26 protein-coding genes are annotated in these 24,049 nt (G+C 62.3%); 6 read left to right on the top strand and 20 right to left on the bottom strand.

The window, feature by feature from the left end; translation table 11 throughout:
- Window positions 1–13: 13 nt before the first annotated feature.
- The 3 genes from ACCAA_RS15985 to ACCAA_RS15995 all read left to right on the top strand — a co-directional run bounded on the left by ACCAA_RS15985 (window position 14) and on the right by ACCAA_RS15995 (window position 2,861).
- The gene (locus tag ACCAA_RS15985) at window positions 14–757 is read left to right on the top strand and encodes a metal ABC transporter ATP-binding protein (RefSeq protein ID WP_245754612.1); all 744 of its coding nucleotides are present in this window, start codon (window positions 14–16) and stop codon (window positions 755–757) included.
- Window positions 754–1,635 (top strand): metal ABC transporter permease, encoded by an 882-nt coding sequence (locus ACCAA_RS15990; protein WP_186408252.1) that lies wholly within the window; start codon window positions 754–756, stop codon window positions 1,633–1,635. The genes ACCAA_RS15985 and ACCAA_RS15990 overlap by 4 nt, the downstream gene beginning before the upstream one ends.
- A 197-nt stretch (window positions 1,636–1,832) precedes the next feature.
- Window positions 1,833–2,861, top strand: coding sequence for a PstS family phosphate ABC transporter substrate-binding protein (locus ACCAA_RS15995; RefSeq protein ID WP_186408253.1), 1,029 nt, complete (start codon window positions 1,833–1,835; stop codon window positions 2,859–2,861).
- A gap of 133 nt (window positions 2,862–2,994) precedes the next feature.
- Here ACCAA_RS15995 and pstB read toward each other — a convergent pair whose 3' ends face one another.
- The 6 genes from pstB to ACCAA_RS16025 form a co-directional block, all read right to left on the bottom strand.
- Window positions 2,995–3,777 carry a phosphate ABC transporter ATP-binding protein PstB gene (gene pstB, locus ACCAA_RS16000; protein ID WP_186408254.1) on the bottom strand — a complete coding sequence of 261 codons (783 nt, stop codon included), beginning with the start codon at window positions 3,775–3,777 and terminating at the stop codon, window positions 2,995–2,997.
- A gap of 14 nt (window positions 3,778–3,791) precedes the next feature.
- On the bottom strand, window positions 3,792–4,634 hold the full coding sequence (pstA, locus tag ACCAA_RS16005; protein ID WP_186408255.1) for a phosphate ABC transporter permease PstA: 843 nt from the start codon (window positions 4,632–4,634) through the stop codon (window positions 3,792–3,794).
- A gap of 22 nt (window positions 4,635–4,656) precedes the next feature.
- Entirely contained in the window at window positions 4,657–5,652 is a 996-nt protein-coding gene (gene pstC, locus ACCAA_RS16010; RefSeq protein ID WP_186408256.1) for a phosphate ABC transporter permease subunit PstC, read from the bottom strand.
- Window positions 5,653–5,737: 85 nt separating this feature from the next.
- The gene (gene pstS, locus ACCAA_RS16015) at window positions 5,738–6,754 is read right to left on the bottom strand and encodes a phosphate ABC transporter substrate-binding protein PstS (RefSeq protein WP_186408257.1); all 1,017 of its coding nucleotides are present in this window, start codon (window positions 6,752–6,754) and stop codon (window positions 5,738–5,740) included.
- 214 nt (window positions 6,755–6,968) lie between these two features.
- The gene (locus ACCAA_RS16020; protein WP_186408258.1) at window positions 6,969–7,700 is read right to left on the bottom strand and encodes a S1 family peptidase; all 732 of its coding nucleotides are present in this window, start codon (window positions 7,698–7,700) and stop codon (window positions 6,969–6,971) included.
- A 3-nt stretch (window positions 7,701–7,703) separates the two neighbouring features.
- The gene (locus ACCAA_RS16025) at window positions 7,704–8,180 is read right to left on the bottom strand and encodes an ecotin (RefSeq protein ID WP_186408259.1); all 477 of its coding nucleotides are present in this window, start codon (window positions 8,178–8,180) and stop codon (window positions 7,704–7,706) included.
- Between the two features lie 185 nt (window positions 8,181–8,365).
- On the opposite strand from ACCAA_RS16025, the gene polA reads away from it, so the two are divergent.
- Window positions 8,366–11,128 carry a DNA polymerase I gene (polA, locus tag ACCAA_RS16030; RefSeq protein WP_186408260.1) on the top strand — a complete coding sequence of 921 codons (2,763 nt, stop codon included), beginning with the start codon at window positions 8,366–8,368 and terminating at the stop codon, window positions 11,126–11,128.
- A 74-nt stretch (window positions 11,129–11,202) separates the two neighbouring features.
- Here the strand turns inward: polA and ACCAA_RS16035 are convergent, their stop codons facing one another.
- From ACCAA_RS16035 to pfkB, 4 genes are all read right to left on the bottom strand, one after another.
- On the bottom strand, window positions 11,203–11,784 hold the full coding sequence (locus ACCAA_RS16035; RefSeq protein ID WP_186408261.1) for a hypothetical protein: 582 nt from the start codon (window positions 11,782–11,784) through the stop codon (window positions 11,203–11,205).
- 196 nt (window positions 11,785–11,980) lie between these two features.
- A complete protein-coding gene (locus ACCAA_RS16040) occupies window positions 11,981–13,315 on the bottom strand; it encodes a maltoporin (protein ID WP_186408262.1) in 1,335 nt (444 codons plus the stop codon).
- A gap of 127 nt (window positions 13,316–13,442) precedes the next feature.
- Window positions 13,443–13,715 (bottom strand): hypothetical protein, encoded by a 273-nt coding sequence (locus ACCAA_RS16045; protein WP_186408263.1) that lies wholly within the window; start codon window positions 13,713–13,715, stop codon window positions 13,443–13,445.
- A 19-nt stretch (window positions 13,716–13,734) separates the two neighbouring features.
- The gene (pfkB, locus tag ACCAA_RS16050; RefSeq protein WP_186408264.1) at window positions 13,735–14,712 is read right to left on the bottom strand and encodes a 1-phosphofructokinase; all 978 of its coding nucleotides are present in this window, start codon (window positions 14,710–14,712) and stop codon (window positions 13,735–13,737) included.
- A gap of 351 nt (window positions 14,713–15,063) precedes the next feature.
- On the opposite strand from pfkB, the gene ACCAA_RS16055 reads away from it, so the two are divergent.
- The gene (locus ACCAA_RS16055) at window positions 15,064–15,657 is read left to right on the top strand and encodes a DUF2242 domain-containing protein (RefSeq protein WP_186408265.1); all 594 of its coding nucleotides are present in this window, start codon (window positions 15,064–15,066) and stop codon (window positions 15,655–15,657) included.
- 16 nt (window positions 15,658–15,673) lie between these two features.
- On the opposite strand, the gene ACCAA_RS16060 is transcribed toward ACCAA_RS16055, so the two are convergent.
- Window positions 15,674–16,387, bottom strand: coding sequence for a DsbC family protein (locus tag ACCAA_RS16060; RefSeq protein ID WP_186408266.1), 714 nt, complete (start codon window positions 16,385–16,387; stop codon window positions 15,674–15,676).
- 31 nt (window positions 16,388–16,418) lie between these two features.
- Window positions 16,419–17,588 (bottom strand): UbiH/UbiF family hydroxylase, encoded by a 1,170-nt coding sequence (locus tag ACCAA_RS16065; RefSeq protein WP_186408267.1) that lies wholly within the window; start codon window positions 17,586–17,588, stop codon window positions 16,419–16,421.
- A 91-nt stretch (window positions 17,589–17,679) separates the two neighbouring features.
- Between ACCAA_RS16065 and ACCAA_RS16070 the strand changes: the two genes are divergently transcribed.
- Window positions 17,680–18,045, top strand: coding sequence for a hypothetical protein (locus ACCAA_RS16070; protein WP_186408268.1), 366 nt, complete (start codon window positions 17,680–17,682; stop codon window positions 18,043–18,045).
- 103 nt (window positions 18,046–18,148) lie between these two features.
- Here ACCAA_RS16070 and ACCAA_RS16075 read toward each other — a convergent pair whose 3' ends face one another.
- The 8 genes from ACCAA_RS16075 to recA form a co-directional block, all read right to left on the bottom strand.
- Window positions 18,149–18,463: a PsiF family protein gene (locus ACCAA_RS16075; protein WP_186408269.1), complete on the bottom strand. Its 315-nt coding sequence runs from the start codon at window positions 18,461–18,463 to the stop codon at window positions 18,149–18,151.
- A 46-nt stretch (window positions 18,464–18,509) separates the two neighbouring features.
- Window positions 18,510–19,454: an HPr(Ser) kinase/phosphatase gene (gene hprK, locus ACCAA_RS16080; RefSeq protein WP_186408270.1), complete on the bottom strand. Its 945-nt coding sequence runs from the start codon at window positions 19,452–19,454 to the stop codon at window positions 18,510–18,512.
- Window positions 19,455–19,457: 3 nt separating this feature from the next.
- Window positions 19,458–19,904 (bottom strand): PTS IIA-like nitrogen regulatory protein PtsN, encoded by a 447-nt coding sequence (gene ptsN, locus ACCAA_RS16085; RefSeq protein ID WP_186408271.1) that lies wholly within the window; start codon window positions 19,902–19,904, stop codon window positions 19,458–19,460.
- A gap of 93 nt (window positions 19,905–19,997) precedes the next feature.
- The gene (hpf, locus tag ACCAA_RS16090; RefSeq protein WP_186408272.1) at window positions 19,998–20,324 is read right to left on the bottom strand and encodes a ribosome hibernation-promoting factor, HPF/YfiA family; all 327 of its coding nucleotides are present in this window, start codon (window positions 20,322–20,324) and stop codon (window positions 19,998–20,000) included.
- A gap of 16 nt (window positions 20,325–20,340) precedes the next feature.
- Window positions 20,341–21,759: an RNA polymerase factor sigma-54 gene (locus ACCAA_RS16095; RefSeq protein ID WP_186408273.1), complete on the bottom strand. Its 1,419-nt coding sequence runs from the start codon at window positions 21,757–21,759 to the stop codon at window positions 20,341–20,343.
- A gap of 75 nt (window positions 21,760–21,834) precedes the next feature.
- Entirely contained in the window at window positions 21,835–22,569 is a 735-nt protein-coding gene (gene lptB, locus ACCAA_RS16100) for an LPS export ABC transporter ATP-binding protein (RefSeq protein ID WP_186408274.1), read from the bottom strand.
- Between the two features lie 3 nt (window positions 22,570–22,572).
- Complete coding sequence (gene recX, locus ACCAA_RS16105; RefSeq protein ID WP_186408275.1) at window positions 22,573–23,022, bottom strand: recombination regulator RecX; 450 nt, start codon at window positions 23,020–23,022, stop codon at window positions 22,573–22,575.
- A 10-nt stretch (window positions 23,023–23,032) separates the two neighbouring features.
- Window positions 23,033–24,049: a recombinase RecA gene (recA, locus tag ACCAA_RS16110; RefSeq protein WP_186408276.1), complete on the bottom strand. Its 1,017-nt coding sequence runs from the start codon at window positions 24,047–24,049 to the stop codon at window positions 23,033–23,035.

Consider the following 24,049-nt stretch of genomic DNA (forward strand, 5'->3'; position numbering starts at 1 on the left):
CGCGGGCCCAATCGTGCGTTTCGACAACCTGACCCTGGGCTACAACCGCCATCCGGCGGTACACCACCTGCGCGGTGAAATTGCCGCCGGCAGCCTGCTGGCCATCGTCGGCCCCAACGGTGCCGGCAAGTCGACGCTGCTCAAGGCGATTGCCGGCGAACTGCGGCCGCTGCAGGGCCAAGTCGAATTGCACGGCGTGCAGCGCCAACAGATCGCTTACCTGACCCAGTTGGCGACGCTCGACAGCAGCTTCCCGATGGTCGTCCATGACTTCGTGGCCATGGGTCTGTGGCGCGAGATCGGTGCCTTTAGCGGACTGAATCGCGCCCAGCGGCGGCGCATCGACGAGGCGATCGGCGCCGTCGGCCTCGCCGGGCTCGAGAGCCGACCCATAGGCTCGCTCTCGGGTGGCCAGTTGCAGCGCACGCTCTTTGCCCGCGTGTTGCTCCAGGATGCGCCGCTGGTCCTGCTCGACGAGCCCTACGGCGCGATCGACGCGGCCAGCGTCCGTGACCTGGCCGCGCTGATCAGGCACTGGCACCACGAAGGGCGAACGGTGATCGCGGTACTGCATGACCTCGAACACGTGCTGCACGAGTACCCCGAGACGCTCCTGCTGGCGCGTGAAGTGGTCGCGCGCGGCGACACGGCGAGCGTGCTCAGCGACGAGAACCTGCGCCGTGCCCGCCAACTCGCAGAAGGGCGCGGCGACCAGGGGAACGCCCCGGTTTGTCATAACGAGCAGGATGCCGAATGACTGAAACGCTGGCCAGCATACCGCTGCTCGCGCCCTTCATCGAGTTCGGCTTCATGCGCCGGGCACTCGCCGGGTGCCTGGCGCTGTCGCTCGGGGCGACGCCGGTCGGCGTCTTCCTGATGTTGCGCCGAATGAGTCTGGCCGGCGACGCGATGTCGCATGCGATCCTGCCGGGCGCCGCCGTCGGCTATCTGATCGCCGGACTGTCGCTGCCGGCGATGACCATCGGGGGCCTGGTCGCCGGCCTGGCGGTGGCCGTGCTGGCGGGTGGCGTGGCGCGCCACACGGTGATCAAGGAGGACACCAGTCTGGCCACCTTCTACCTGATCTCGCTCTCGGCCGGCGTGCTGATCATCTCGCTGCGCGGCAGCAGCGTCGATCTGTTGCACGTTCTCTTTGGCAGCGTGCTGGCACTCGACGACGCGACGCTGCTGCTGCTCGCCGGTTTCACCTCGGTATCGGTCGTGGCGCTGGCGATCGGGCTGCGGCTGTTCGTGCTCGAGGGCTGCGATCCGGCTTTCCTGGCGCGTATCAGCCGTCTCGGACCGGTAGCTCACTATGGCTTCATGGTCCTCCTGGTGGTCAATCTGGTCGCCGGTTTCCACGCCCTCGGCACCTTGATGGCGGTGGGAATCATGATTCTGCCGGCGGCAGCGGCGCGCCTGTGGGTTTGTGATATCGGTCCGCTGCTGCTGATCGCTGTGCTCACCGCAATTCTCGGCTCGCTGATCGGGTTGCTGCTGTCGTACTACGTCAATCTGCCGGCCGGACCGGCAATCGTGCTGACGCTCGGCGCGCTGTACCTGCTGTCGCTGGCAGTCGGCCCGCTCGGACCGCTGGCCAGTCGCTGGCGGGCGAGCTGGCATTTCGAGCGCTGAACCCGCGCAGGCAGGGCAGGGCCCGCGAGAGCCCGTCCTGACGGTCGCTCATCGGCTGGCAGGGCAAGAAATCACTCGGACGTGTGCCAGCCGGGACCTGTAGAATGTTTTGCAACGACGAACCATCATCGAGCCGGCAGCAGATCGACGCATGAAGGATCCGTCGTTTCCATCCATTCCAGCCAAGGAGACTCCTCATGCAGCGCATTCTGTCCTCTCCCTTCGCAACGGTCGGCTTCACCTCACTCGTCTTCACCGCTGCGCTCGCCTTCAGCCCGCTGGCCGTCTGTGCGGAAGCGGTGGTCAAGATCGACGGATCGAGCACCGTCTATCCGATTGCCGAAGCGATGGCCCAGGAGTTCCAGCGCGCCAAGCTGCACGAGGTGCACGTCAATGTCGGCGTTTCCGGGACGAGCGGCGGTTTCGCCAAGTTCTGTCGTGGCGAGACCGACATCGCGAGTGCCTCACGACCGATCCTCAAGAAGGAAATGGAAGAGTGCGCCAAGGCCGGCATCCGCTACTACGAGATGCCGTTGGCCTACGATGCGCTGACCGTCGTGGTCAATCCACAGAACACTTTCGTCAAGAGCCTGAGCATCGCCGACCTGCGCAAGCTCTGGGAACCGAGCGCACAGGGCAAGATCAACACCTGGAAGGACCTCAACCCGGCGTGGCCGGCGGAGAAAATCAAGCTCTTTGCCCCCGGCGCCGATTCGGGGACTTTCGAGTACTTCACCGAAGTCGTTGTCGGCACGGCGAAGGCCAGCCGTACCGACGCGACCACGGCCGAAGATCACGCCGTGCTCGTGCAGGGGATTGCCGCCGACAAGGATGCGCTGGGCTACGTCGCCCTCGACTACTATGTCGAGAACCAGCAGAAGCTGAAGGCCGTGGCGATCAGTGACGGCAAGGAAGCCGTACTGCCGACGGTGGCCAGCATTCGCAGCGGCCGCTATCAGCCCTTCTCGCGCCCGATCTTTCTCTACGTCAGTGAAAAGTCGCTCGACAAGCCGGCGGTCAAACAGTTCGTCGACTTCAGCATGAAGAATGCGGCCAGGGTGGTCGAGGAAGTGAACTATCTGCCGCTGCCGGCCAGGGCATACAGTGAGAACCTTGAGCGCATCACGGCGAAGAAGGTCGGTACCGTTTATGGCGGCGAGGACAAGGGCCGCTTGCGGCCACTAGACTCCATGCAGATCCTCAAGGCCTTGATGCACGGTTCGTGAACGCGACGACCGCGACAGGCGATGTGATCGCCCCGGAACCTGCGGTGAACGACGGCAACTGAACCAAGAACGGGAAATCCGCCGGCCTGGCCGGAGGATTTCCCGTTTTCAGTCGCCACAACTTGCCATCAGATCAACCGAAGCGCCCGGTGATGTAGTCCTCGGTCTGTTTCTTTTTCGGTTTTATGAACAGCTCTTCAGTTCTGCCGAACTCGACCAACTCACCGACATACATGAACGCCGTGAAGTCGGAAATGCGCCCCGCCTGCTGCATGTTATGCGTCACGATGGCGATGGTGTATTCGGACTTCAGCTCGTTGATCAGCTCTTCGATCTTGCCGGTGGAAATGGGATCCAGCGCCGAGGTGGGCTCGTCCAGCAGGACGACTTCCGGCTTTACGGCAATGGTGCGAGCGATGCACAGGCGCTGCTGCTGGCCACCCGACAAGGAGAAACCGCTTTGCTGCAGCTTGTCCTTGGTTTCGTCCCACAGCGCTGCCTGATGCAGCGCCCATTCGACGCGCTCGTCCATCGCTGAGCGTGACAGACGCTCGTAAAGCCGCACGCCGAAAGCGATGTTTTCGTAGATGGTCATCGGGAACGGAGTCGGCTTCTGGAAAACCATGCCGATCTTGGCGCGCACCAGGTTCACGTCCTGCTTCCTGTCCAGCAGGTTCTTGCCGTGGAAGTTGATCTGCCCTTCGGCACGCTGTCCAGGATAAAGGTCGTACATGCGGTTGAAGGTACGCAGCAGCGTAGACTTGCCGCAGCCGGAAGGGCCGATGAACGCCGTGACCTTGCTTTTCGCGATATCCAGCGAAATGTTGGTCAGACCACGGAAGTCGCCGTAATAGAAATTCAGGTCGCGGACTGAAAGAATGGCATTGGCATTGGCGGCAGGGAGAGCAGCGGACATGAGGAACTCCGGGTTCAGACTGAGGACTTCTTGCGGAAGATGGCGCGCGCGATGATGTTGATGGCGAGCACCATCAGGGCTATCAGCAGAGCACCGCCCCAGGCCAACTTGACCCAATTGTCGTAAGGGCTCATGGCAAACTGGAAGATCACCACCGGCAGGTTGCCCATCGGTTCCGACATGTCGGTACTGTAGAACTGGTTGTTCAACGCAGTGAACAGGAGCGGCGCTGTTTCCCCGGTGACCCGGGCAATGGCCAGCAGGATGCCGGTCACCACGCCGGACGAAACGGCGCGCAGGGTGACTTTCAACGACACCTGCCAGCGCGGCGCGCCGACGGCGAACGCCGCCTCGCGCAGGCTGTTGGGCACCAGCAAGAGCATGTTCTCGGTCGTCCGCACGACCACCGGAATGGCAATCAGCGACAGGGCCAGCGACCCGGCCCAGCCCGAGAAACCACCCAGCGTGGCCACTGCCAGAGCGTAGACGAACAGGCCGACGACGATCGACGGCGCCGACAACATGACGTCGGTGACGAAACGGGTGACGGCTGCGAATTTCGATGTGGCGCCAAATTCGGCCAGGTAGATGCCGGCAAGAATGCCAATCGGAGTGGAAACCAGTGCGCTCACGCCAACGATCATCAGGCTGCCGACGATGGCATTGCGCAAACCACCTCCCTCAGTACCCGGTGCCGGCGTGTCGCGGGTAAAGAAATCCAAGCTCAAAGCGGCAAAACCGTTGTAGAACAGTGTCCAGAGAATCCACAGCAGGGCGAGCAGGCCGAAGGCCATCGCGGTCATCGACAGCGCAACGCCGATGCGGTTGGTCAGGATGCGGCGGGAATACAGATTCATGGCAATGCTCCTGATGGGCTTCTCACCTGCCTTGCCTGGCGATACCGCGCTGGATCAACCAGCGAGACATTGCCAGCACGAGGAAAGTGATGATGAACAGCACCAGACCGAGGGCGAACAGAGCCGAGATGTGCAGCCCGGGATCGGCTTCACCGAACTCATTGGCCAGCGTGGCAGCGATTGATGTACCCGGCGCAAAAAGGCTGCCCACAATGCGGTTGGCGTTACCAATGACGAAAGTGACGGCCATCGTTTCGCCGAGTGCACGGCCAAGGCCGAGCATGATGCCACCGATGACGCCAACGCGGGTGTAGGGCAGGACGACACCGGTGACCACTTCCCAGGTCGTGCAACCGACGCCATAAGCGGACTCCTTGAGCTGCGCTGGAACGGTTTCGAACACGTCACGCATCACCGAGGCAACGAAGGGAATCACCATCAGCGACAGCACGATGCCGGCGGTGAGGATACCGACGCCGATGGGCGGACCAGCAAACCAGCCACCAATCACCGGCACCTTGCCGAAGATCGCCTGCAAGCAAGGTTGCACGTGCTTGGCAAACAACGGCGCAAAAACGAACAGACCCCAGATGCCGTAAATGATCGATGGCACACCAGCGAGCAGTTCAATCGCCGTGCCGAGCGGGCGGCGCAAGCAGGCCGGACACGTTTCGGTGAGGAACAAGGCGATGCCGAAGCTGACCGGAACGGCGATCAACAGCGCGATCACCGAGGTCACCACCGTACCGTAGATGGCGGCGAGCGCACCAAACTTGTCGTCCGGCACATTCCAGACGTCGGTCCAGAGAAAGGCTGGGCCGGATTGCCTCAGCACGGGCATCGCTTGCACCGCCAGGGCAATCAGCATGCCCGCCAGCGCGACGAGCACGATGAAGGCGAAGAACAGGGTGAGCTGATGAAAGATCGTGTCCTGCCACTTGAACTTCCGGACCTGACGCGCATGGAAATCGACAGCTACTGGCATGTCAAAAGGTACGGCCGTAGTCAATTCGCTCATGGCGATCATTCCTGTCTGGTGCAGGCATTCTCTGCGGGGGTCTTCGGTGGGCCACGGAATTTCCGGACAAAGTCACTGGAAGACCCTATTTGACGTCGTTCATCTCGGTCTCAACCATCTTCGCCACACTGGCGGGCAAAGGCACGAAGCCCAACTCGGTGGCCATCTTCTGCCCGTTGTTCAGGGCCCAGGAAAAGAAGTCGACCACGCCCTTCTGCCTGGCAGCGTCAGTGCCCTTCGCATAGGCCAGGACGTAGGTGGCGCTGGTGATCGGCCAGGCGTTCTTGTGCGCCTGGTCAAGCAGGTCGGGGGCCATTCCTTTGACCTTGAAGTTGGCGCCGGCAGCAGCGTCGGCAATGGACTCCTGGCTTGGCACGATGTGCTTGCCGGCCTTGTTCTTGAGGGCCGCGAAGGTCATCCTGTTCTTCATGGCATCGGCAATATCGACGTAGCCGATCGTGCCGACAATCTTCTGCACGTTCGCGGCCACACCGGCGTTACCCTTGCCGCCGACGCCGTTGGCGGGCCAGTTCACGTTGTTGCCGGCACCGACCTCACTCTTGAAAGACGCCGACTGCTTGGCCAGGTAGTTTGAAAAGACGTAGGTGGTACCCGAACCATCGGAACGAAAGACCAGGGTAATGGCCAGATCAGGCAGCTTGAGGCCGGGGTTCTGAGCGCCAATGACCGGGTCGTTCCACTTCTTGATGGCCCCGCGGAAGATGTCAGCCGTGCTCGGACCATCAAGTTTCAGTTTGCCCGATTCGATGCCGGGGACATTGATCACGATGGTCACACCGCCCATCACGGTGGGGACCTGCACCAGACCGGCAGCGTCGAGATCCGACTCCGTCAGCGGCGCATCGCTGCCGCCGAAGTCGACTGTCCTGGCCTTGATCTGCTTGACGCCACCGGAAGATCCGATGGCCTGATAGTTCACCTGGCTCTTGGTGGCTGCCTTGTAGGCTTCAGCCCACTTGTTGTAAATGGCCGCCGGAAAGGTCGCGCCGGCGCCGGTGATGTCGACGGCCAGGGCCGACAGGCTCAGGGACATGGTGGCGGCCAGAACGGACAACTGCCGCAGGGTGCGTTTGCTATTCATCTTCAATCTCCGGGCTTCAGTGAGGGGACCCCTGGAGTCTAGGTGCCGAATGTTGCAGGATTGTGACGGACAGGCAGCACAGGCCAATGCGCTGAGCTTCCAGCGCTGTGGTTTTCAGGGACCAAGAAGCGTCGATCTCCCGGTCGCGAAGACGAGGAATTCACACTGCCCACCGCACACCGTGCGGGTTGCCTGGAATACCCGGCGCCACTGGTCAGTGTTCGGTGAGCGTGATCAGGATGTCGGCGTACCAGGCGCAGTTCAGGCCCAGTGCTTCGTCCAGTCGGCGGTCCCGCGTACCGACATCGAGCCGCGCCGAATGGACGCCAAGCAACAGCCAGGGCAGGTCGTCTTGCGTCGGCGGCGGGCCAGCAACGCGCAGGACGACCGGCGCACCGCTCGTCCCACGGTGAGTACGCGCATCGGTGAGGAAGTAGCCCTCACCCTTGAAGCGGAGGCCGAACGACGAGGCGATCACCGCTTGGCGGACCACCGGCATGTGGTGCAGAGTGTCGTGGAAGCCGAGCGGGAAACCCACGACCAGCAAGGAGGAGCCGACCTCCAGTTGGTCCTGAGGACCCGGCAGGTGTGCCGGCGTGAACGCCCGATAGACCGTCGTTGCCGGCAGCGCGGCGCGTTCAATCTCGATCACCGCCACGTCGATGTCGCCAGCCTTGTCCAGGCCCTGACGCCAGAGGCTATTGCTGCCGCAGTACAGCGGAATCGAGAAGCCCGTCGATTCGGCCATGTTTTCGGGGTCGATGTGCAGTTCTATCTCGATCCGGTCGGGAAAATGCCGGCTCGGTTTGTCGAGCATCACGTGCCGGCTGGTGACCACGAAGAGCCGTTCGCCACGCGCGAAGAAGAACCCGCTGGCATTGGTCAGCGCCCGCTGCTGCTGGAAAGTGCAGATCCGCGCAGCGGTGAGCAGAATGGTATCGATCACGCATCAGCCCTTTTCCATCCCCTTCGCTTGCGGTGCGGCGCTCCATACCCGGTAGCGCACGTCAACGCCTGCCGGCACATACACCACGATCGGCAAGCGACTGTTGTAACGGACGAAAAAGGGTTCGCCGGCAAGCATGATGAAGCGCTTCACCTTCGCTGCGTTCGGGTCGATGGCCATCAGCGTGCCCGCCATCGGCCCCAGCTTGCTGACCAGGTAGCGTGAAAATCCCCAGCCACGGATCGTCTCTTCCTCAATCTTGCCGGCAAAGAAGTAGCGGTTCCCCGGGTCCACCTCGACCGTCCTGCCGACGATCAACTCCACTCGGGAATCGGATTCTTCATCCAGTTTCGGAAGCTGGAGGACGTAGCGAATCATTCCCTCATCGGCGGCTGGAAACGCCTGCAGGTTGTCCGCCGCCTGCGCCAACGGAATTGCCACGAGCATGCACAGTGCAGCCAGCAAGCGAATCATTCTCATATCCTCTCCTTACAGGAATCGCGATGGGAAAAAACCTGCCCGTGGTCCATAATGCCGAGGGCCCGCCAGCATTATGGCACGCGCAGCACTGTGCCAGGAGCATCTGGGTTTGCTGGGGAACCGTCTTTCCTTCGTCCCCGATTCAATGGGTCGACCGATCAATTCACCGATTCCACTGCCCACCTATGCCTACCTTGCTGCTGGTCGACGGATCATCGTACCTCTACCGCGCCTTCCATGCCCTGCCCGACCTGCGGACGACGCAGAACGAGCCGACCGGTGCGCTCCATGGCGTGCTGAACATGCTGCGCCGACTGGAGAGCGACTACCAGGCTGCGGGAATTGCCTACAAGGCCTGTGTCTTCGACGCCAAGGGCAAGACCTTCCGCGACGACTGGTACCCGCAATACAAGGCCAACCGCCCGCCAATGCCCGACGACATGGTGCGCCAGATCGAACCCCTGAACGCGGCGATCGCCGCTCTCGGCTGGCCATTGCTGATCATCGACGGTGTCGAGGCCGACGATGTGATCGGCACGCTGGCCAGGCAAGCGGCGGCGCAGGGCGTCGAGGTGGTGGTGTCGACCGGCGACAAGGATCTGGCGCAACTGGTTGGTCCGCACATCAGGCTGATCAATACCATGAGCAACGAGGCGCTCGACGAGGCCGGCGTGATGGCCAAGTTCGGCGTGCCGCCCGAACGGATCGTCGATTATCTGGCCCTGGTCGGCGATTCCGTCGATAACGTTCCCGGCGTCGACAAGGTGGGCGCCAAGACGGCGGTCAAGTGGCTAACCCAGTATGGATCACTCGACGGAGTGATTGCGGCGGCAGCGGAAATGGGCGGCGTGATCGGGCAGAACCTGCGCCGTTCGCTCGACTTCCTGCCCCTGGCGCGGCGCCTGGTCACGGTTCGCTGCGATCTCGACTTGCCGCTGACGCTGGCCGAGTTGACCCCGCGGGCACCCGATCACCCGCGTCTGATCGAGCTTTTTTCGCACTACGAGATGCGCTCGTGGCTCAGGGAAGCGCAGAGCGAACGATCAGCAGCCGGCGCTGCGCCGGCGCCGGCCGGCACGTCACCGACTTCGCTGGCCGTGCAAGCCGATCTGCTGCCCACCGATGCGCACCGTGCGGCTTACGAAACGATCCTTGACTGGCAGGCTTTCGAGCGCTGGTTGCAGAAGATCGGCAAGACGCCGCTGACCGCGCTCGACACCGAAACCACCAGTCTCGATCCCTTTGCCGCGCGCATCGTCGGCCTGTCACTGGCTGTGGCGGCGGGCGAAGCGGCTTATCTGCCGCTGGCCCATCACTATCCGGGCGCGCCGGCACAATTGCCGTGCGACGAAGTGCTGGCCCGCCTGAAGCCGTGGCTGGAATCGGCGCAGCACGCCAAGATCGGCCAGCATCTGAAGTACGACCAGCACGTTCTGGCCAACCACGGCATCGCTCTGGCCGGCGTCAGACACGATACGCTCCTGCAGTCCTACGTCCTTGAATCAGGCAAGGACGGCGTGCGCGGCCACGATCTGGGCCAACTGGCAACGCGCCATCTCGGACTGGCGACGATTCCCTACGAGGCGCTCTGCGGCAAGGGCGTCAAGCAGATCGGCTTCGACCAGGTGGCGATCGACAAGGCAGCCGAGTACGCTGCCGAAGACGCCGATCTATGCCTGCGCCTGCACGACCGGCTATACCCGCAGATTGCCGCCGACGCCGGTCTGGCGCGCGTCTACGGCGAAATTGAAATCCCGGTACGCGACATTCTCTTCCGCATGGAGCGGACCGGAGTGCTGATCGATGCGCAGTTGCTGACCCAGCAGAGCCACGAGATCGGCAAGCGCCTGCTCGAACTCGAAGCGCGCGCGCACGCGGCGGCGGGTCAGCCATTCAACGTCAACTCGCCGAAGCAGTTGGCGGAGATCCTGTTCGACAAGCTCGGCCTGCCGGTGAAGAAGAAAACGCCGACCGGATCGCCATCGACCGATGAGGAAGTGCTCTCCGAGTTGGCGCTCGACTATCCACTGCCCAAAATCCTGCTCGAATCGCGACAGCTCGCGAAGTTGAAGGGCACTTATACCGACAAACTGCCGAAAATGGTCAACGCCAGCAGCGGGCGCGTGCACACCAGCTACGCGCAGGCGGTGGCGGTCACCGGTCGGCTGGCGTCGAGCGACCCCAATCTGCAGAACATCCCGGTGCGCACAGCCGAAGGCCGGCGCATCCGCGCCGCCTTTATCGCTCCGCCCGGCAGCCGAATCGTCTCCGCCGACTATTCGCAGATCGAGCTGCGCATCATGGCGCACCTCTCCGAGGACGAGCGTCTGCTGGCAGCCTTTGCGCAGGGCGAGGATGTGCATCGGGCGACCGCCGCCGAGATCTTTGGCGTTCGGCCGGACGAAGTCGGTCCCGATCAGCGGCGCGTCGCCAAGGTGATCAACTTCGGACTGATCTACGGCATGAGTGCTTTTGGCCTCGCGCGCGAGCTCGACCTCGAAAGAGGCGCCGCACAGGCTTACAGTGAGCGCTATTTCGCTCGCTACCCAGGGGTCGCGCACTACATGGCGACGACTCGCGAGACGGCCAAGGCGCAGGGCTACGTCGAAACGGTTTTCGGCCGCCGACTGTGGCTACCCGAAATCCGCTCCAGCCAGGCCGGCCGTCGCCAGGGCGCCGAGCGGGCAGCGATCAACGCGCCGATGCAGGGCTCGGCAGCGGATTTGATCAAGACGGCGATGATCGTCGTCCAGGGCTGGCTCGATGCCGAGCGCCTGCAGACGCGCCTGCTGATGCAGGTGCATGACGAACTGGTCCTCGAAGTGCCCGACGACGAACTGGTGCGCGTGCGCGGCGAGTTGCCGCGCCTGATGACCGAATGGGCGAGCCTGCGCGTGCCGCTGGTCGTCGATGTGGGCGAGGGAGCGAACTGGGACGAGGCGCACTGAGGCAGTTCGCTAGCGGGAGCTTGCTTATCTGACATCCGAGGTGGGTGGGAATAAACACTCCGGATTGCCGCCTGCTACTGCGTCATCGAACGCTTCTTCACCGTGTAGCTGACCGGCTCGAGCGTCTGCCCGGTCCATTTGTAGGCCCACACGCCGTAGCGATCGTCGGTGGCCGGCGTGCCGTTGACGATCAACAGGTTGCTGTCGGCACGGTACTCCAGCATCTCCCTGTTGTTGAGCTCACCATTACCCGGCGTTGCGCCTTCGAGCTGGGGCGGAAAGTGCACCGCACCCGTGCGGCCGTCGATGAAGGCGACCCGCACGCAACCGCTGCCGCAGCCCCAGGTGGCGACAACGAAGCGTCCAGCGAAGTTCGGGCCCGTGGCCGCAGCGTCCCTCAGCGCCTGGCTGAGTACGGTCTTGAAGTTCGCTGCCTTGCCCTCCAGGTGGGGTTGCTGGACGACACTGCGTTCGACGCTGGCCGGGTAGCGCGAGAACGCCGGCGGCGCACTGGTCACCGTGGTCACCGTGGGCGCAGCGGCTTGCCCGCTGGCGACGCCCGGACCGACCTGCGCGACGACGGGCACGCTGGCCAATACTCCCGCGACGAGCAGCAGGGCGAGATGCGAATGCAAGGTGTGCGAAGTGTGCGTCATGCGGGTTCCCCATTCTCATTTCCGGTGCGCAAGGACAGGAAATCCAAAGGCGCCTTCGAGAGTATGGGGGCCCCCATGAGGCCGCGTCAATCGAATTTGGTCGCAAGAAGCCCCCGACTCGTGGGCGAGGTCCAGCCCTGGCTGCGGCAAGCTGCCCTGAGACAGCAAGGTAACTGCCCCATGGCAGGTCAAGCGCTCACCACCAGCCTTCGAATTGCAGCCCGATCGTCGAACCCTGATTGCCGCTGGCGAAGATCCCGGTCGAGGCGGTCGAGGCGACAGCAGAATTGGTCGAGCCATTGGCCGCCCGCGCTGCCGCTTCGTTCCAGCGCGCATAGGTATAGAAAAAGCGCAGTTCGGGCCTGGCCCAGAAACCGCGCGCCATCGCCAGCGTTGGCGCGATCGTCAGCTTGGTCAGGTTGCGCGTGTCGCCGACGCTCGGCCTGACCTGGTCGTGGCCCAACTCGCCCTGGAGTTTGAGGTGATCGGTGAAGCCATAGACCAAGCGGCCCCCGATCGAGAGCCAGGTCTGGTCACCCAGGGGTGACTCGTCCTTCTGATATACCCCGGTCAGCATACCGCCGAGCTTTGGCGTCATCTGAGCAAAGAGGCCTTCGACGACGCGAAAGCGCGTGTCGGAAGTGGTATTGGTCAGCGGCCCGGTGCTGCCGAGTCCGGTTCCCGGCCCAACGCCGTATTGCACGGCGAACTTGTTCCAGCCTTCGCCCCAGAGGTTGGTCTGGCGATGCTGAACAGTGACCGACCAGCCCGAATCGCCGCCGGTATAGATATGGCCGGACGCGGGAATCGCGCTGTAGCCGAACTCGAGTTCGCCGTTGGGATTGACCTTCAGCCCGCGCACCTGGAAGTCGTAACGGTCGGCCTTGATGGCCTGGTCGCGGTTGTCCTCGGTAAACATCGCCAGGCTTACCTTTACGCCACCGATCGCGATATCCTCAACGCCGCCGCCCAGTCCTTGCGGGTTCCAGTAGAAGAAGTCGTTGATGTGGATGTCTTCGCGCTTGTAATAGCGCAAACCGGCCCAGAGCGCGCCGCCGTTGAGGAAGGAGAGCTTCTCGGCGGCGAGGTAGGCCTGCGCGACGCTGGTGTCGGTGCTGTAACTCGTCGAGTTGTAGGCCATGGGTCTGTTCAGGCTGAACATGGCATTCGCGCTGATGCTGGCGCCGTCGGTAAAGCTGACGATCTGCTTGCCGAAAAACAGCTCGCCATAGACCTCGCACTCGTTGCCCAGCCGGTATTTGGCTCCCGCACCGGCCAACTGGAAGCAGGCGGCTCGACTCCCTTCCGAGTTGATACCGGCGAGAGCGCGCAGGTAGCCGGCAACAACCAGATCGCCCGCGTCTTTGGCGACCTTCGGCGCCACCTCGTCGACGGGTATTTCGGGTGCCTCGACGCCGCCGACATCGGTATCGACGACCTTCGGGTCGCCAGCCTCGGCGGCGCCGGCCGCTTGGCCGCACAGCAGTGCGACCAGAACCAGGGTAAGTGGGCTCAGGGGTACGTTGCGCATGGTCAGTTCCTTCATTCTGTAACGGTCGGGCAGGACAAACCCCTTGCCGTGCCCGCTGCCGTCATGGGGGTGGTGCCTTGAGGGGAAGGGTGTGGGCGAAAGAGGACCCCTCGCCGACGAGGCCTGGCTAGACTGCCATCGGCGCCTCCTCGGCCAGCGGTTTCTTGAGCACGGTCAAGGCCAGCGTGGTGACCACGGTACCTGCGGCGATGGCGCCAATGTAGGGCAACAACTGGCCGACGGCGTTGGGAATCGCCAGAACGAAGATGCCCCGGTGCGGCGCGTGCAGCGTACAGCCGAAAAACATCGACAGCGCGCCGGTTTTCTTCACGGCCTCGGCGGCCATGAACGTATGCGCGATGCCGGTGGGGCATGCGGTAACGACAACGATCTTTGCCATTGGTGTCCCTCTTTCGTGATTACAGTGATTCCGGCTGACTGCCTGCCAGAGCCCCTGCAGGGCGTACTGTGACTTGCGCCATGAATGATTCGACGATTGCCGTCGACGGCAGGCGCGGCCCCAACTGGGTCAGTGCGCCAAGGGCACTGGCGGTAGCCAGGCGCGCGCAGTCGGCCAGGTTCCAGTCGCGCAGACTACCGGCGACGAAGCCTGCCACCATGGCGTCGCCGGCACCGACCGTGCTCTTGACCTCGACCTCGGGCGGCAGGGCGTGCACACATTCGTCGGTGGTGACGAACAACGCCCCTTGGTGACCCATCGACACCACCACGCAGCCCAGGCCGGCAGCGATGAGTTGGCGCGCCGCGCTGATCACCGACGCTTGGTCGGGCAGCGGCGCACCCACCAGTTCTTCCAGCTCGGCGATGTTGGGCTTGATCGCCCACGGGGCCGCGGCAATGCCGTGGCGCAGTGGGTCGCCGCTGCTGTCGAGCAGCACTCGCTTGCCTGCCGCCTTGAGCCGGCGGATCAGGTCGGGGTAGTAAGCAAAGGGAACGCCAGCGGGAACACTGCCGGAGAGCACAAAGCAGTCATGCTCGGCGAGCAGCGTGTCGATCGTCCGCGCCAGTTCGGCGAGGTGTTCAGCGGTGGCGGCGGGGCCGGGGAAGTTGATGTCGGTGATCGCCGGTGACGTCTCGTCGATGATTTTGACATTGACCCGAGTGTTCCCCGGGACGCGCACGAAGGCGTCGGTCATCGCCTTGCTGGCGAAGAGCTGTTCGAAGACGCCCGCGTTGTCGCGACCAAGCAGGCCAGTGACGGCGACGCGAAAGCCCAGATCGGCGAGGAAGGAAGCGACGTTCACTCCCTTGCCGCCGGGGTCGGATTGCTCCCAGGCGACCCGGTTGACTGTCCCGGCGGCGAAGTCGGGAATTGCCACACTCTGGTCGATGGCCGGGTTGAGGGTAAGTGTGGCGATGCCGGTCGATCGTTTCATGGTCGTTGTTTCCATCATAGGGCGCGCCGGGCCAGTGCCTGCATGTCGACCAGGATCACCGGGAAAGAGAAGGTGCCCGGTTCCTCTTGGATGTACAGGCCGGCGATCTGCGCCAGGGCGACGGGGCCGACGCTACTGTGAGCGTGTTCTGAAAGACCTCACCGCCGATCAACGGCAAGTGGTACGGGGTGCGTCCGGCAAGTCATGCGACGTTTGCCAGTTGGCGCAATGCGCTTCGCTTGTTGCGCCCGACGAGTTGTCGGCGACGCGCACGGTGCATTCATTCGCCCCCCCCGGCAAGTGCCCGTTTGACCATGGTCGGGCGGGCCACCTATACTTCCGCTGGTGCCAATGAACACCTTCTCCGTGCCTGCCCACTCTTCCGCTCCGCGTCAGCCCTCGGCCGGCGCTTCTTGCCGGCGCATCGCGGCCGTGGCCCTGACGAGTCTGCTGGTCGCTTGCGGCAGTCCGCCGAGCCGCGTCGCGGTGTACCAGAACGAAGGTTTCGAGGCCAACGAAACCTTCTCGCGCCTGTTCGACGCCAGCGTCGACGCGACCTGCGAGGCGGCGCGCCGCGCGCTGCTCAGCCAGGGCTACCTGCTGAGTACGGTGAAGCGCGATTTCATCAGCGCCAGCAAGAACTTCCAGCCCGAGGGCGAAGTACATGTGGAGATCGTATTCAACGTCGTCTGCGCGCCTGAAAGCGGAGTGGGAAAGGTGTCGACGGCGTATGTGAACGCCATCCAGGACCGCTACGCGCTCAAGAAGAATCCGAACTCGGCCAGTGTCGGCGTTGCCGCGATCGGTTCGGTGTCGATTCCTGTCGGGTCCAGCGAGGATTCGCTGGTCAAGGTGGCCAGCGAAACGATTCCCGCTGGCCCGTTCTACGACCGCTTCTTCTCGCTGATGCAGCACAAGCTGCTCCAGCAGACGGGCGATGAGTAGCACCCTGCCTGCACGATTACTTGCCCGCGCTCGACGTTTGGGCGAGTTTCTGCTCTATCTTGGCCAGGGGAACGGCTCCGGGGATCCTCTCGCCATCGGCAAAGAAGATCGTCGGCGTGCCGTTGATGGCCAGGCGTCTACCCGTTTCGACGGCGGTCTTGACCGCTGTGGTATCGCAGTCGCCCTTGCCAGCGGGCGCCTTGCCGTCGACCATCCAGTCAGTCCAGGCCTTCGCCCGGTCAGCGGAACACCAGATCTGGTTTGACTTCTCCAGAGAATCGGGCGACAGGATCGGGTAAAGGAAGGTATAGATGGTCACGTTATCGAGTTTGGCGATTTCCTTGGCCATTTTCTTGCAGTAACCGCAATTGGGATCCTCGAAGGTCGCGAAAACACGCTTGCCGTCGCCACGTACCTGCTTGACGGCCATCGTCAGCGGCAGGTCCGAGAACTTGATCGCGGTCAGTTTCTGCATCCGCTCGGCCGTCACGTTTTTCATGGTTTTGCCGTCGAGTAGCGTGCCAACGAGCAGCGCCGACACCTTTTCGTCGGTATAGAGAATCTGGCCATCGGCGTAGACTTCATAGAGAGCGAGGTAGGGGGTCTTGGTGACGCTGGCGACCGGGCCACCGAGTTTGGCTTCGACGGCCTTCTTCACGGAGGCTTCGTCCGCCAGGGCGGGCAGGCTGAGCGCTGCGGCCAGCGCGAGCGGAACTAGTTTCGTGTACATCTGCTTTCTCCGATTGATGGGGGTTGCCGTTTCAGAAGCCGCCGATGGCATAGCGCACCAGCAGGTTCTTTAGGAGTGGTAGACCGTTGGTGAGGTTCATTCCCAGCTTGCGCAAGGGCTTGAGTCCGGGGAAATCGTTTCGGAAAAGCTGGTGCAGCGCGTGCGTGGTGGTTTGCAGCAGCAGGGTCTCCTCGCGCCGTTCTCGCTGATAGCGAGACAGCAGGCGCTGGTTGCCGATGTCCTGCCAGTCCGGCGTCGCCGCCAGCAAATCGGCTAGCGCTTTGGCGTCCCGGTAGCCGAGGTTGATACCATGGCCCGAAAGCGGGTGAATGCCATGCGCTGCGTCACCGACCAGCGCCAGTCGCGGAGCGACGATCCGTGGCACCTGCAGCAGGGACAGCGGAAAGGCGGCCGCGGGAGTCAACAGCTTGAGAGCACCGAGTTCGTGATTTCCGGCCGCAGCGACGCGGGCACACAGTTCGTCTGCCGCCATGGCCAGTAATGTTCTGGCATTCTCGTCCGCAGTGGACCAGACGATCGAGATGCGATCGCCAGCCATCGGCAGCCAGGCCAGCACTCCATCAACGCGAAACCACTGCCGCGCGATGCCGCGGTGCGGACGCTGGCACTCGAAATTGGCGACCAGCCCCAACTCACCGTAGGGGGTGTTGATCGCCGGCACGGCAAGCGCCTCCCTCACCCAGGAGTCGCGCCCATCAGCGCCGATCAGCAAGCGTGCCGACAAGGCGCGGCCGTCGGCCAGCGTCAGTACGGCAGCCGCGGCATTCATCTGCAGGGCTTGTGGCGCCGCCGGACAGAACAACGTCAGATTACCTTGCCGCTTGACGTTTTCCCAGAGTTCGCAAGCCATCAGCGATGATTCAAGAATCCAGCCAAGTTCGGCGATGCCTGATTCGTAGGCCGAAAAATCGAGCTCCGCGCCATCGTCGGCGAATATTTTCATCGCATGAATGGGCTCGATCCGCTCTGCTGCCATGTGCTTCCAGGCGCCAATCTCCTGCAGGAAACGGGCATTGACCGGTGAGACCGCGTAGACCCGCGCGTCCCAGCCGGTGGAAGGCGACGGCGAACGGTGTTCCACCAGGGCGACCCTCAGGCGCGTGTCACGCAGCGCACAAGCCAGCGACAATCCGGCCAGGCCGCCGCCAACGATCAGGACGTCGAATGCTGTCGGTTGCATGCTATCAGAATCGGCAAGGTGGCCACGGTGCCGCGCACCGGCGGACGAGGGGTTTTACAAGGACGCACAAGGGTGATAGAAGTGTACCCCCATGAACGCGCTCGCTTGGCCAGCCGCCCATTCCTACTTTCCCGCCATCGTCTGTACCGAGCATGACTCGCCAATCGACGCGCTGGTTGCCTTGTGCGTACCGCGAGACGAAGCAACGGATCTGGTTGCCGCATCGTGGGCGGCCGGAAGATCGAGTTGTCTGGTGACGGCGCTTGACGGTGGTCGCCCGGTCGTCGTCTTGCGCACCCCGGATGGTCGCTGGGCCGCATGCAATGCGTTTTTCGGCGATCTCTGTTCAACTCCTGAGGAGGCCGCTCGACGCCTGAGCAGACTGCTCAAGCGCCGGCGCCGAGGTTACGTGGCCTGGCTACCTGCCGAACGTGCAGGGCCAGTGGGAAACAGTTAGATTTGGCCACGGCTCCGTTCACGGGTCTGGCCAGGAAAGTCTCCGGGTGCAAACAAAAAGCCGGCCTCTGCTCGATGGCCGGCGCCTGTGGGTAGCCGTCGATTTACGCAGGGCTGGCCTTCAGACACTCGCTCATGAACTTCTTGCGCTCGTCACCCTTCAGTTCTTTGCTGGCCGCGTCGCTGTTGCAGGTCTTCATCTTCTCCTGTTGAGTCGCTTTCGCCGGTTTGGCGCCGAGACAGGTGCTCATGAACTGTTTGCGCTCGTCGCCCTTCAAGGTTTTTTCTCCCGCTTCCACGTTACAGGCCTTCATCTTTTCCTGCTGCGCCTTCTGGGCTTCCGTAGGTTCCTTTTTCTCTGCGGCCAAGACGCCACCGGCGGCAAAGGCAAGAGCAACTAGAGCAATCACGGCTTTCATCGGGGGGTTCTCCTTAGGTTGAGGAAGTCTGCTGATTAGGCCACTGCTACAGGTCGTCGTCAAGCAGTGCCTGCTGCTGCCGGTTGATGAAATCCCCCATGCTGTCGATGCCACGCAACTGAAGGATGCTGTTGCGCACCGCCGCTTCGAGGAGAACGGCGATATTCCTCCCGGCGGCCACCGGAATGACGACCTTCCGTATCGGTACGCCAAGGATGTCCTGCGATTGGGCATCGAGGGGGAGACGAGGACCATCAGAGCTACTGACTGGCCTCTGCAGGTGCACGATGAGCTTGAGCTTCATCTTGCGCCGCGAGGCGGTTTCGCCAAAAATCGTGCGAATGTTGAGCAGGCCCAGGCCGCGCACTTCGAGATAGTCGCGCAACATGCTCGGACATTGCCCTTCGATCGTGGTCGGTGCGATGCACGCCAGCTCGACGACATCGTCAGCGACCAGACCATGCCCGCGCGAGATCAACTCCAGGGCCAGCTCGCTCTTGCCAACGCCGGAATCGCCGGTAATCAGAACACCCATTCCCAAAACATCCATCAACACGCCGTGCACCGAGGTAGACGTGGCCAGCCGGCGCGAAAGATAGCTGCGCAACAGTTCGATCACCGCCGAGCAGGGCTTCGAACTGACGAACAAAGGGGTCTGCGTCGACTCGCAGCCCTCACGAATCGCCGGCAGGACTTCCAGGTCATCGGCAAGAATCAGCGCCGGTGGCCTGGCGACCATCAGTTCCCTGACCTGATTGCGCAGGCGATCGGCCGAGACACGGGTAGCCCAGGCGTGTTCCGCTCGGCCGATCACTTGCAGCCGTTCCGGGTGAATCAGGTTCAGGTGACCGACCACATCGGCGCCGAAATTGCTTTGCTCCCTGAGCTCGATCTGGCGGTCTACGCCGACCGCGATCTGCCAGGAAAGCTTCAGTTTTTCGCGGTGGTCCTCATAGAGTTGGAGGACACTGAACTGACGTCGGGCGCTCATTGCTCAACTGGCAAAGAGCTGACGGACCGTTCGTGCATCAGTGGCCTCGGTCAGCGCTTCGCGACACGTGCGATCGGAAAAGTGCTGTGCCAACTCGGAAAGGATCTGCAGGTGCTGCTCGGTCGCCACTTCCGGAACCAGAAGGACGAACAGGATAGTGACCGGCTTGCCGTCGGGAGAATCAAAAGGAACGGGTGAAGCAAGTCGCAGAAAAGCGCCGGTCGCTTCCTTCAATCCCTTGATGCGGCCGTGCGGGATGGCCACACCCTGACCGAGCCCGGTCGAGCCCAGCTTCTCACGCGCAAAGAGACTGTCAAAAACGGTACTGCGGGCGATGCCAAGGTAGTTTTCAAAAAGCAGCCCCACGTGTTCGAAGACGCGTTTCTTGCTGCTCGCGTCCAGGTCGAGGATGATGTTTTCGAGGGGCAGTAGTTGGGTAATCTGGCTCATGCGACAAAAACCTGAAAAAGCTGACGTGGATTGATGCAAAAAGCGCACGGATCAGTGGCCTGGCCAGCGATCCGTGCGCACACTACAGATCGATCACTCGGCAACGATGTGGTCGGTGATCTTGTTGCCGCGATGGTGATCCTGCAACTTCTGCTTGTACTTCTGCACCTGACGTTCCAGCTTGTCCACCAAGCCATCCACCGCTGCATAGAGGTCTTCGTCGACGGATTCCACGTAGACATCCTTGCCTGCGAGGTGCACAGTCACTTCGGCCTTCTGATTCAGCTTGTCCACCGACAGAATCACGCTCACGTCAATTAGGTTATCGAAATGGCGAGTGATCCGCTCGAGCTTGCTGGTGACGTAGTCGTGCAGCGCCGGGGTAATCTCGAGGTGGTGTCCACTGACTTGCAGGTTCATGATGTGGCTCCTTCTTCTAAAGGGACTTGCGTAAATTGACCGGCGGGATACTGAGCGCATCGCGGTATTTTGCAATTGTTCTCCGCGCGACGACAATGCCCTGCTGACCAAGAACCTCGGATATCTGATTATCCGAGAGGGGCTTCGTCGGCTCTTCGGTGCTGATCATTTGCCTGATCAACGCCCGAATGGCCGTTGCTGAGCATGCCCCACCAGCTTCGGTGCTGACGTGGCTGCCAAAAAAGTACTTCAATTCAAAAATTCCGCGCGGCGTCGCCATGTACTTCTGGGTCGTCACCCGCGATATCGTCGACTCGTGCAGTCCCAGAGTGTCGGCAATTTCCCGCAGCACCAACGGCCTCATCGCCACCTCGCCGTGATCAAGGAACTGACGTTGACGTTCGACGATAGCCTGCGCCACACGAAGGATCGTGTCAAACCGTTGCTGCACGTTCCGGATCAGCCAGCGTGCTTCCTGGAGCTGGCCGGCGAGGCCGGAGCCTCTATGCCGAGACAGTATCTGGGCGTACAGGCTATTGATCCGGATCCGCGGGAAGGCGTCCGAATTGACGTTTACCGACCACTGTCCGCGCACTTTCCGCACCACCACGTCGGGCGTCACGTAGCGCGTGTCGGAAGAGGCATACTGTGCGCCCGGCCGCGGATTGAGGCTACAGATCAGCAGGTGTGCAGCGCGTAGCGCGTCATCGTCACAGCCCGTTTGTTTCTTGAGTCTGGGAAAATCGTGGTGGGCCAGCAGTTCCAGATAATCGCGAACGATTTCCAGCGCCAGGGTGCGCGTGGCATCAAGCGGCAACGCTTCCAGTTGCAGCACCAGGCACTCCACCGGACTGCGCGCGCCAATACCGGTCGGGTCGAGATGTTGCAAGTGGTTGAGCGCAATCTGCAGTTCTTCGAGCTCGATCTCGAGTTCCAGCGGCATCGTTTCGGCGAGTTCATCGAGTGACTGGGTCAGGTAACCGTCTTCGTCGAGGGCTTCGATCAGACAGCGCACCAGGACGCTGTCACGGCCGGGGAGGGTCATCAGGCCGAGTTGCGTCAACAGGTGCTCGCGCAGCGAGACAGTGGCCGCCTGGATGTCATGATAATCGCCATCTTCGTCGTCATCGAAAGAACCCGACGAGCCAGCGTAGCTGCCTTCATCGCCGAGCCAACTGTCGTCGTCGGTCAAAGTGCTCTCGACACGTTCTTCGGACTGACCCTGGGCGGCCGATTCGTCGACGCCACTATCTCTGGATGGCGCTTCAAACGGCGCGTATTCCTCATCCCGTTCAAGGAGCGGGTTCTCCAGCAGATATTTTTCCAGTTCCTGCTCGAGCTCAAGCGTCGACAACTGCAGCAGCCGGATCGACTGTTGCAGTTGTGGCGTCAAGGCGAGATGCTGTGTGAGCTTGAGCTGGAGGGAGGGTTTCATTTACCGGACCGGGTAAGCCACTGCGCTGCCATGGGGAAACGGCCCGTATGGTTCTCTAATCATGGCTCGCTGGTTTCAGAGGCGGAAATTCTCGCCCAGATAAACCTTCCGGACATTTTCATTATAGATGATTTCGTCCGGCCGGCCAGAGGCAAGGACGCTACCTTCGTTGATGATGTACGCGTGGTCACAGATGCCCAGCGTTTCGCGAACGTTGTGGTCGGTAATCAACACGCCGATACCGCGCTCCTTGAGAAAGCGGATGATCTTCTGAATATCCAGCACGGCGATCGGATCGACGCCGGCAAAGGGCTCGTCGAGCAGAATGAAGCGTGGTGCAGTGGCCAGTGCACGCGCAATTTCGACGCGCCGGCGCTCGCCGCCGGATAGTGAGGTCGCCGGGCTGTGGCGAAGGTGGCTGATATGCAGTTCTTCGAGCAGACTTTCCGTGCGCGCTTCGAGGTCGTCAGCCGGCGGTTGTTGCAGTTCCAGTACGGCCTTGATGTTTTCACTGACCGTCAGCTTGCGGAAAACGGAAGCCTCCTGAGGCAGATAGGAGACCCCGAGTCGAGCGCGCTTGTGAATCGGCAGATGCGTCAGTTGGGTACTGTCTAGATGAACCTCGCCGCCATCACAAGCCACCAGACCGACGACCATGTAGAAGCAGGTCGTCTTGCCGGCGCCGTTCGGACCGAGCAGGCCAACCACTTCACCGCTGGCCACCTCCAGGGAAACGTCATGCACCACCGTACGGGACTTGTAGCGCTTCTTGAGCTGGCGTGCGAACAGGGTGCTCTGCAGATCTGACATGTTTCAATCATCTTCAAGGTTGCCGCGCAGAACGCGCCGAATGGTTTCACCCGAGAATCCCCGGCCGGACAGAAAGCGCATTTGCCGAGCACGTCCGGCAGGGTCGCCGACGCCAGGCGGCTGGCCGCCGAATTTACGTTGCCAAACCCGGCGTGCCCGCGTCAATTCATCGTCACCAGAGGCCAGCGCGGCGTTGACCACTTCATCGGGAACTCCCTTGGCGCGAAGTTCGTACGCCAGCCGCGCGTCACCCAGGCGCGCGGCGCGAGAATTGATCCGTGCGCGGGCATAGCGTTCATTGGAAAGCAGGCAGCGTGCCGTCAGATCGTCGAGCAGAGCCTCAAGCTGCTCCGTCGACTCGGCATGGGGAGCAAGCTTCTGCAACAGCTCCGGACGCGCGTAATCGCGGCCCGCGAGGAGGCGAAGAGCCCGCTCACGCAGCGCTTCGTTCATCGGCCGAACACTATGAAGCCGCCACCGCCGACGAGGACGGGACGTTCACCGCTGCCCGGATCCTGGACTCGATCTCTTGCGCAATCTGCGGCCGGCTCTTCAGATACTCGCGCGCATTGTCCTTGCCCTGGCCGATCTTCTCGCCGTTGTACGCGTACCAGGAACCCGACTTCTCGATCAACTTGTGCTGCACGCCGAGTTCGACAATCTCTCCTTCACGCGAAGTACCTTCGCCGTAGAGGATATCGAAGATTGCTTCGCGGAACGGCGGAGCGACCTTGTTCTTGACGACCTTGACTCTCGTTTCGTTGCCGATGACTTCGTCACCCTTCTTGATGCTGCCGATGCGGCGAATGTCGAGGCGCACCGAGGCGTAGAACTTGAGGGCGTTACCGCCGGTAGTGGTTTCGGGACTGCCGAACATGACGCCGATCTTCATCCGGATCTGGTTGATGAAAACCACCAGAGTGTTGGTGCGGTTGATATTCGCCGTCAGTTTGCGCAGCGCCTGGCTCATCAAACGAGCTTGCAGGCCAGGCAGGGAATCGCCCATCTCGCCTTCAATTTCAGCCTTCGGGACGAGCGCCGCCACGGAATCGATCACCACCACGTCAACGCTGGCCGAGCGCACCAGCATGTCGGCGATTTCCAGCGCCTGTTCACCGGTATCCGGCTGGGAAATCAGGAGTTCATCGAGGTTCACGCCAAGCTTCTGCGCGTAGCCTGGATCGAGCGCATGCTCGGCATCGATGAACGCTGCCGTACCGCCAAGTTTCTGCATTTCGGCAATGACCTGCAGGGTCAATGTCGTCTTTCCCGAGGACTCCGGACCATAAATCTCGACCACCCGGCCGCGCGGCAGACCACCGATGCCAAGGGCAATGTCCAGGCCCAGCGAGCCGGTTGAAACGACGGGGATATCGGTCACCACACGACCCTCGCCCATCTTCATGATCGAGCCTTTGCCAAACTGCTTTTCGATCTGGGCCAACGCTGCCGCCAGCGCCTTCGCCTTGTTGTCGTCCAT

Origin of the sequence: Candidatus Accumulibacter aalborgensis (genome assembly GCF_900089955.1) — a bacterium.
GTDB lineage: Bacteria > Pseudomonadota > Gammaproteobacteria > Burkholderiales > Rhodocyclaceae > Accumulibacter > Accumulibacter aalborgensis.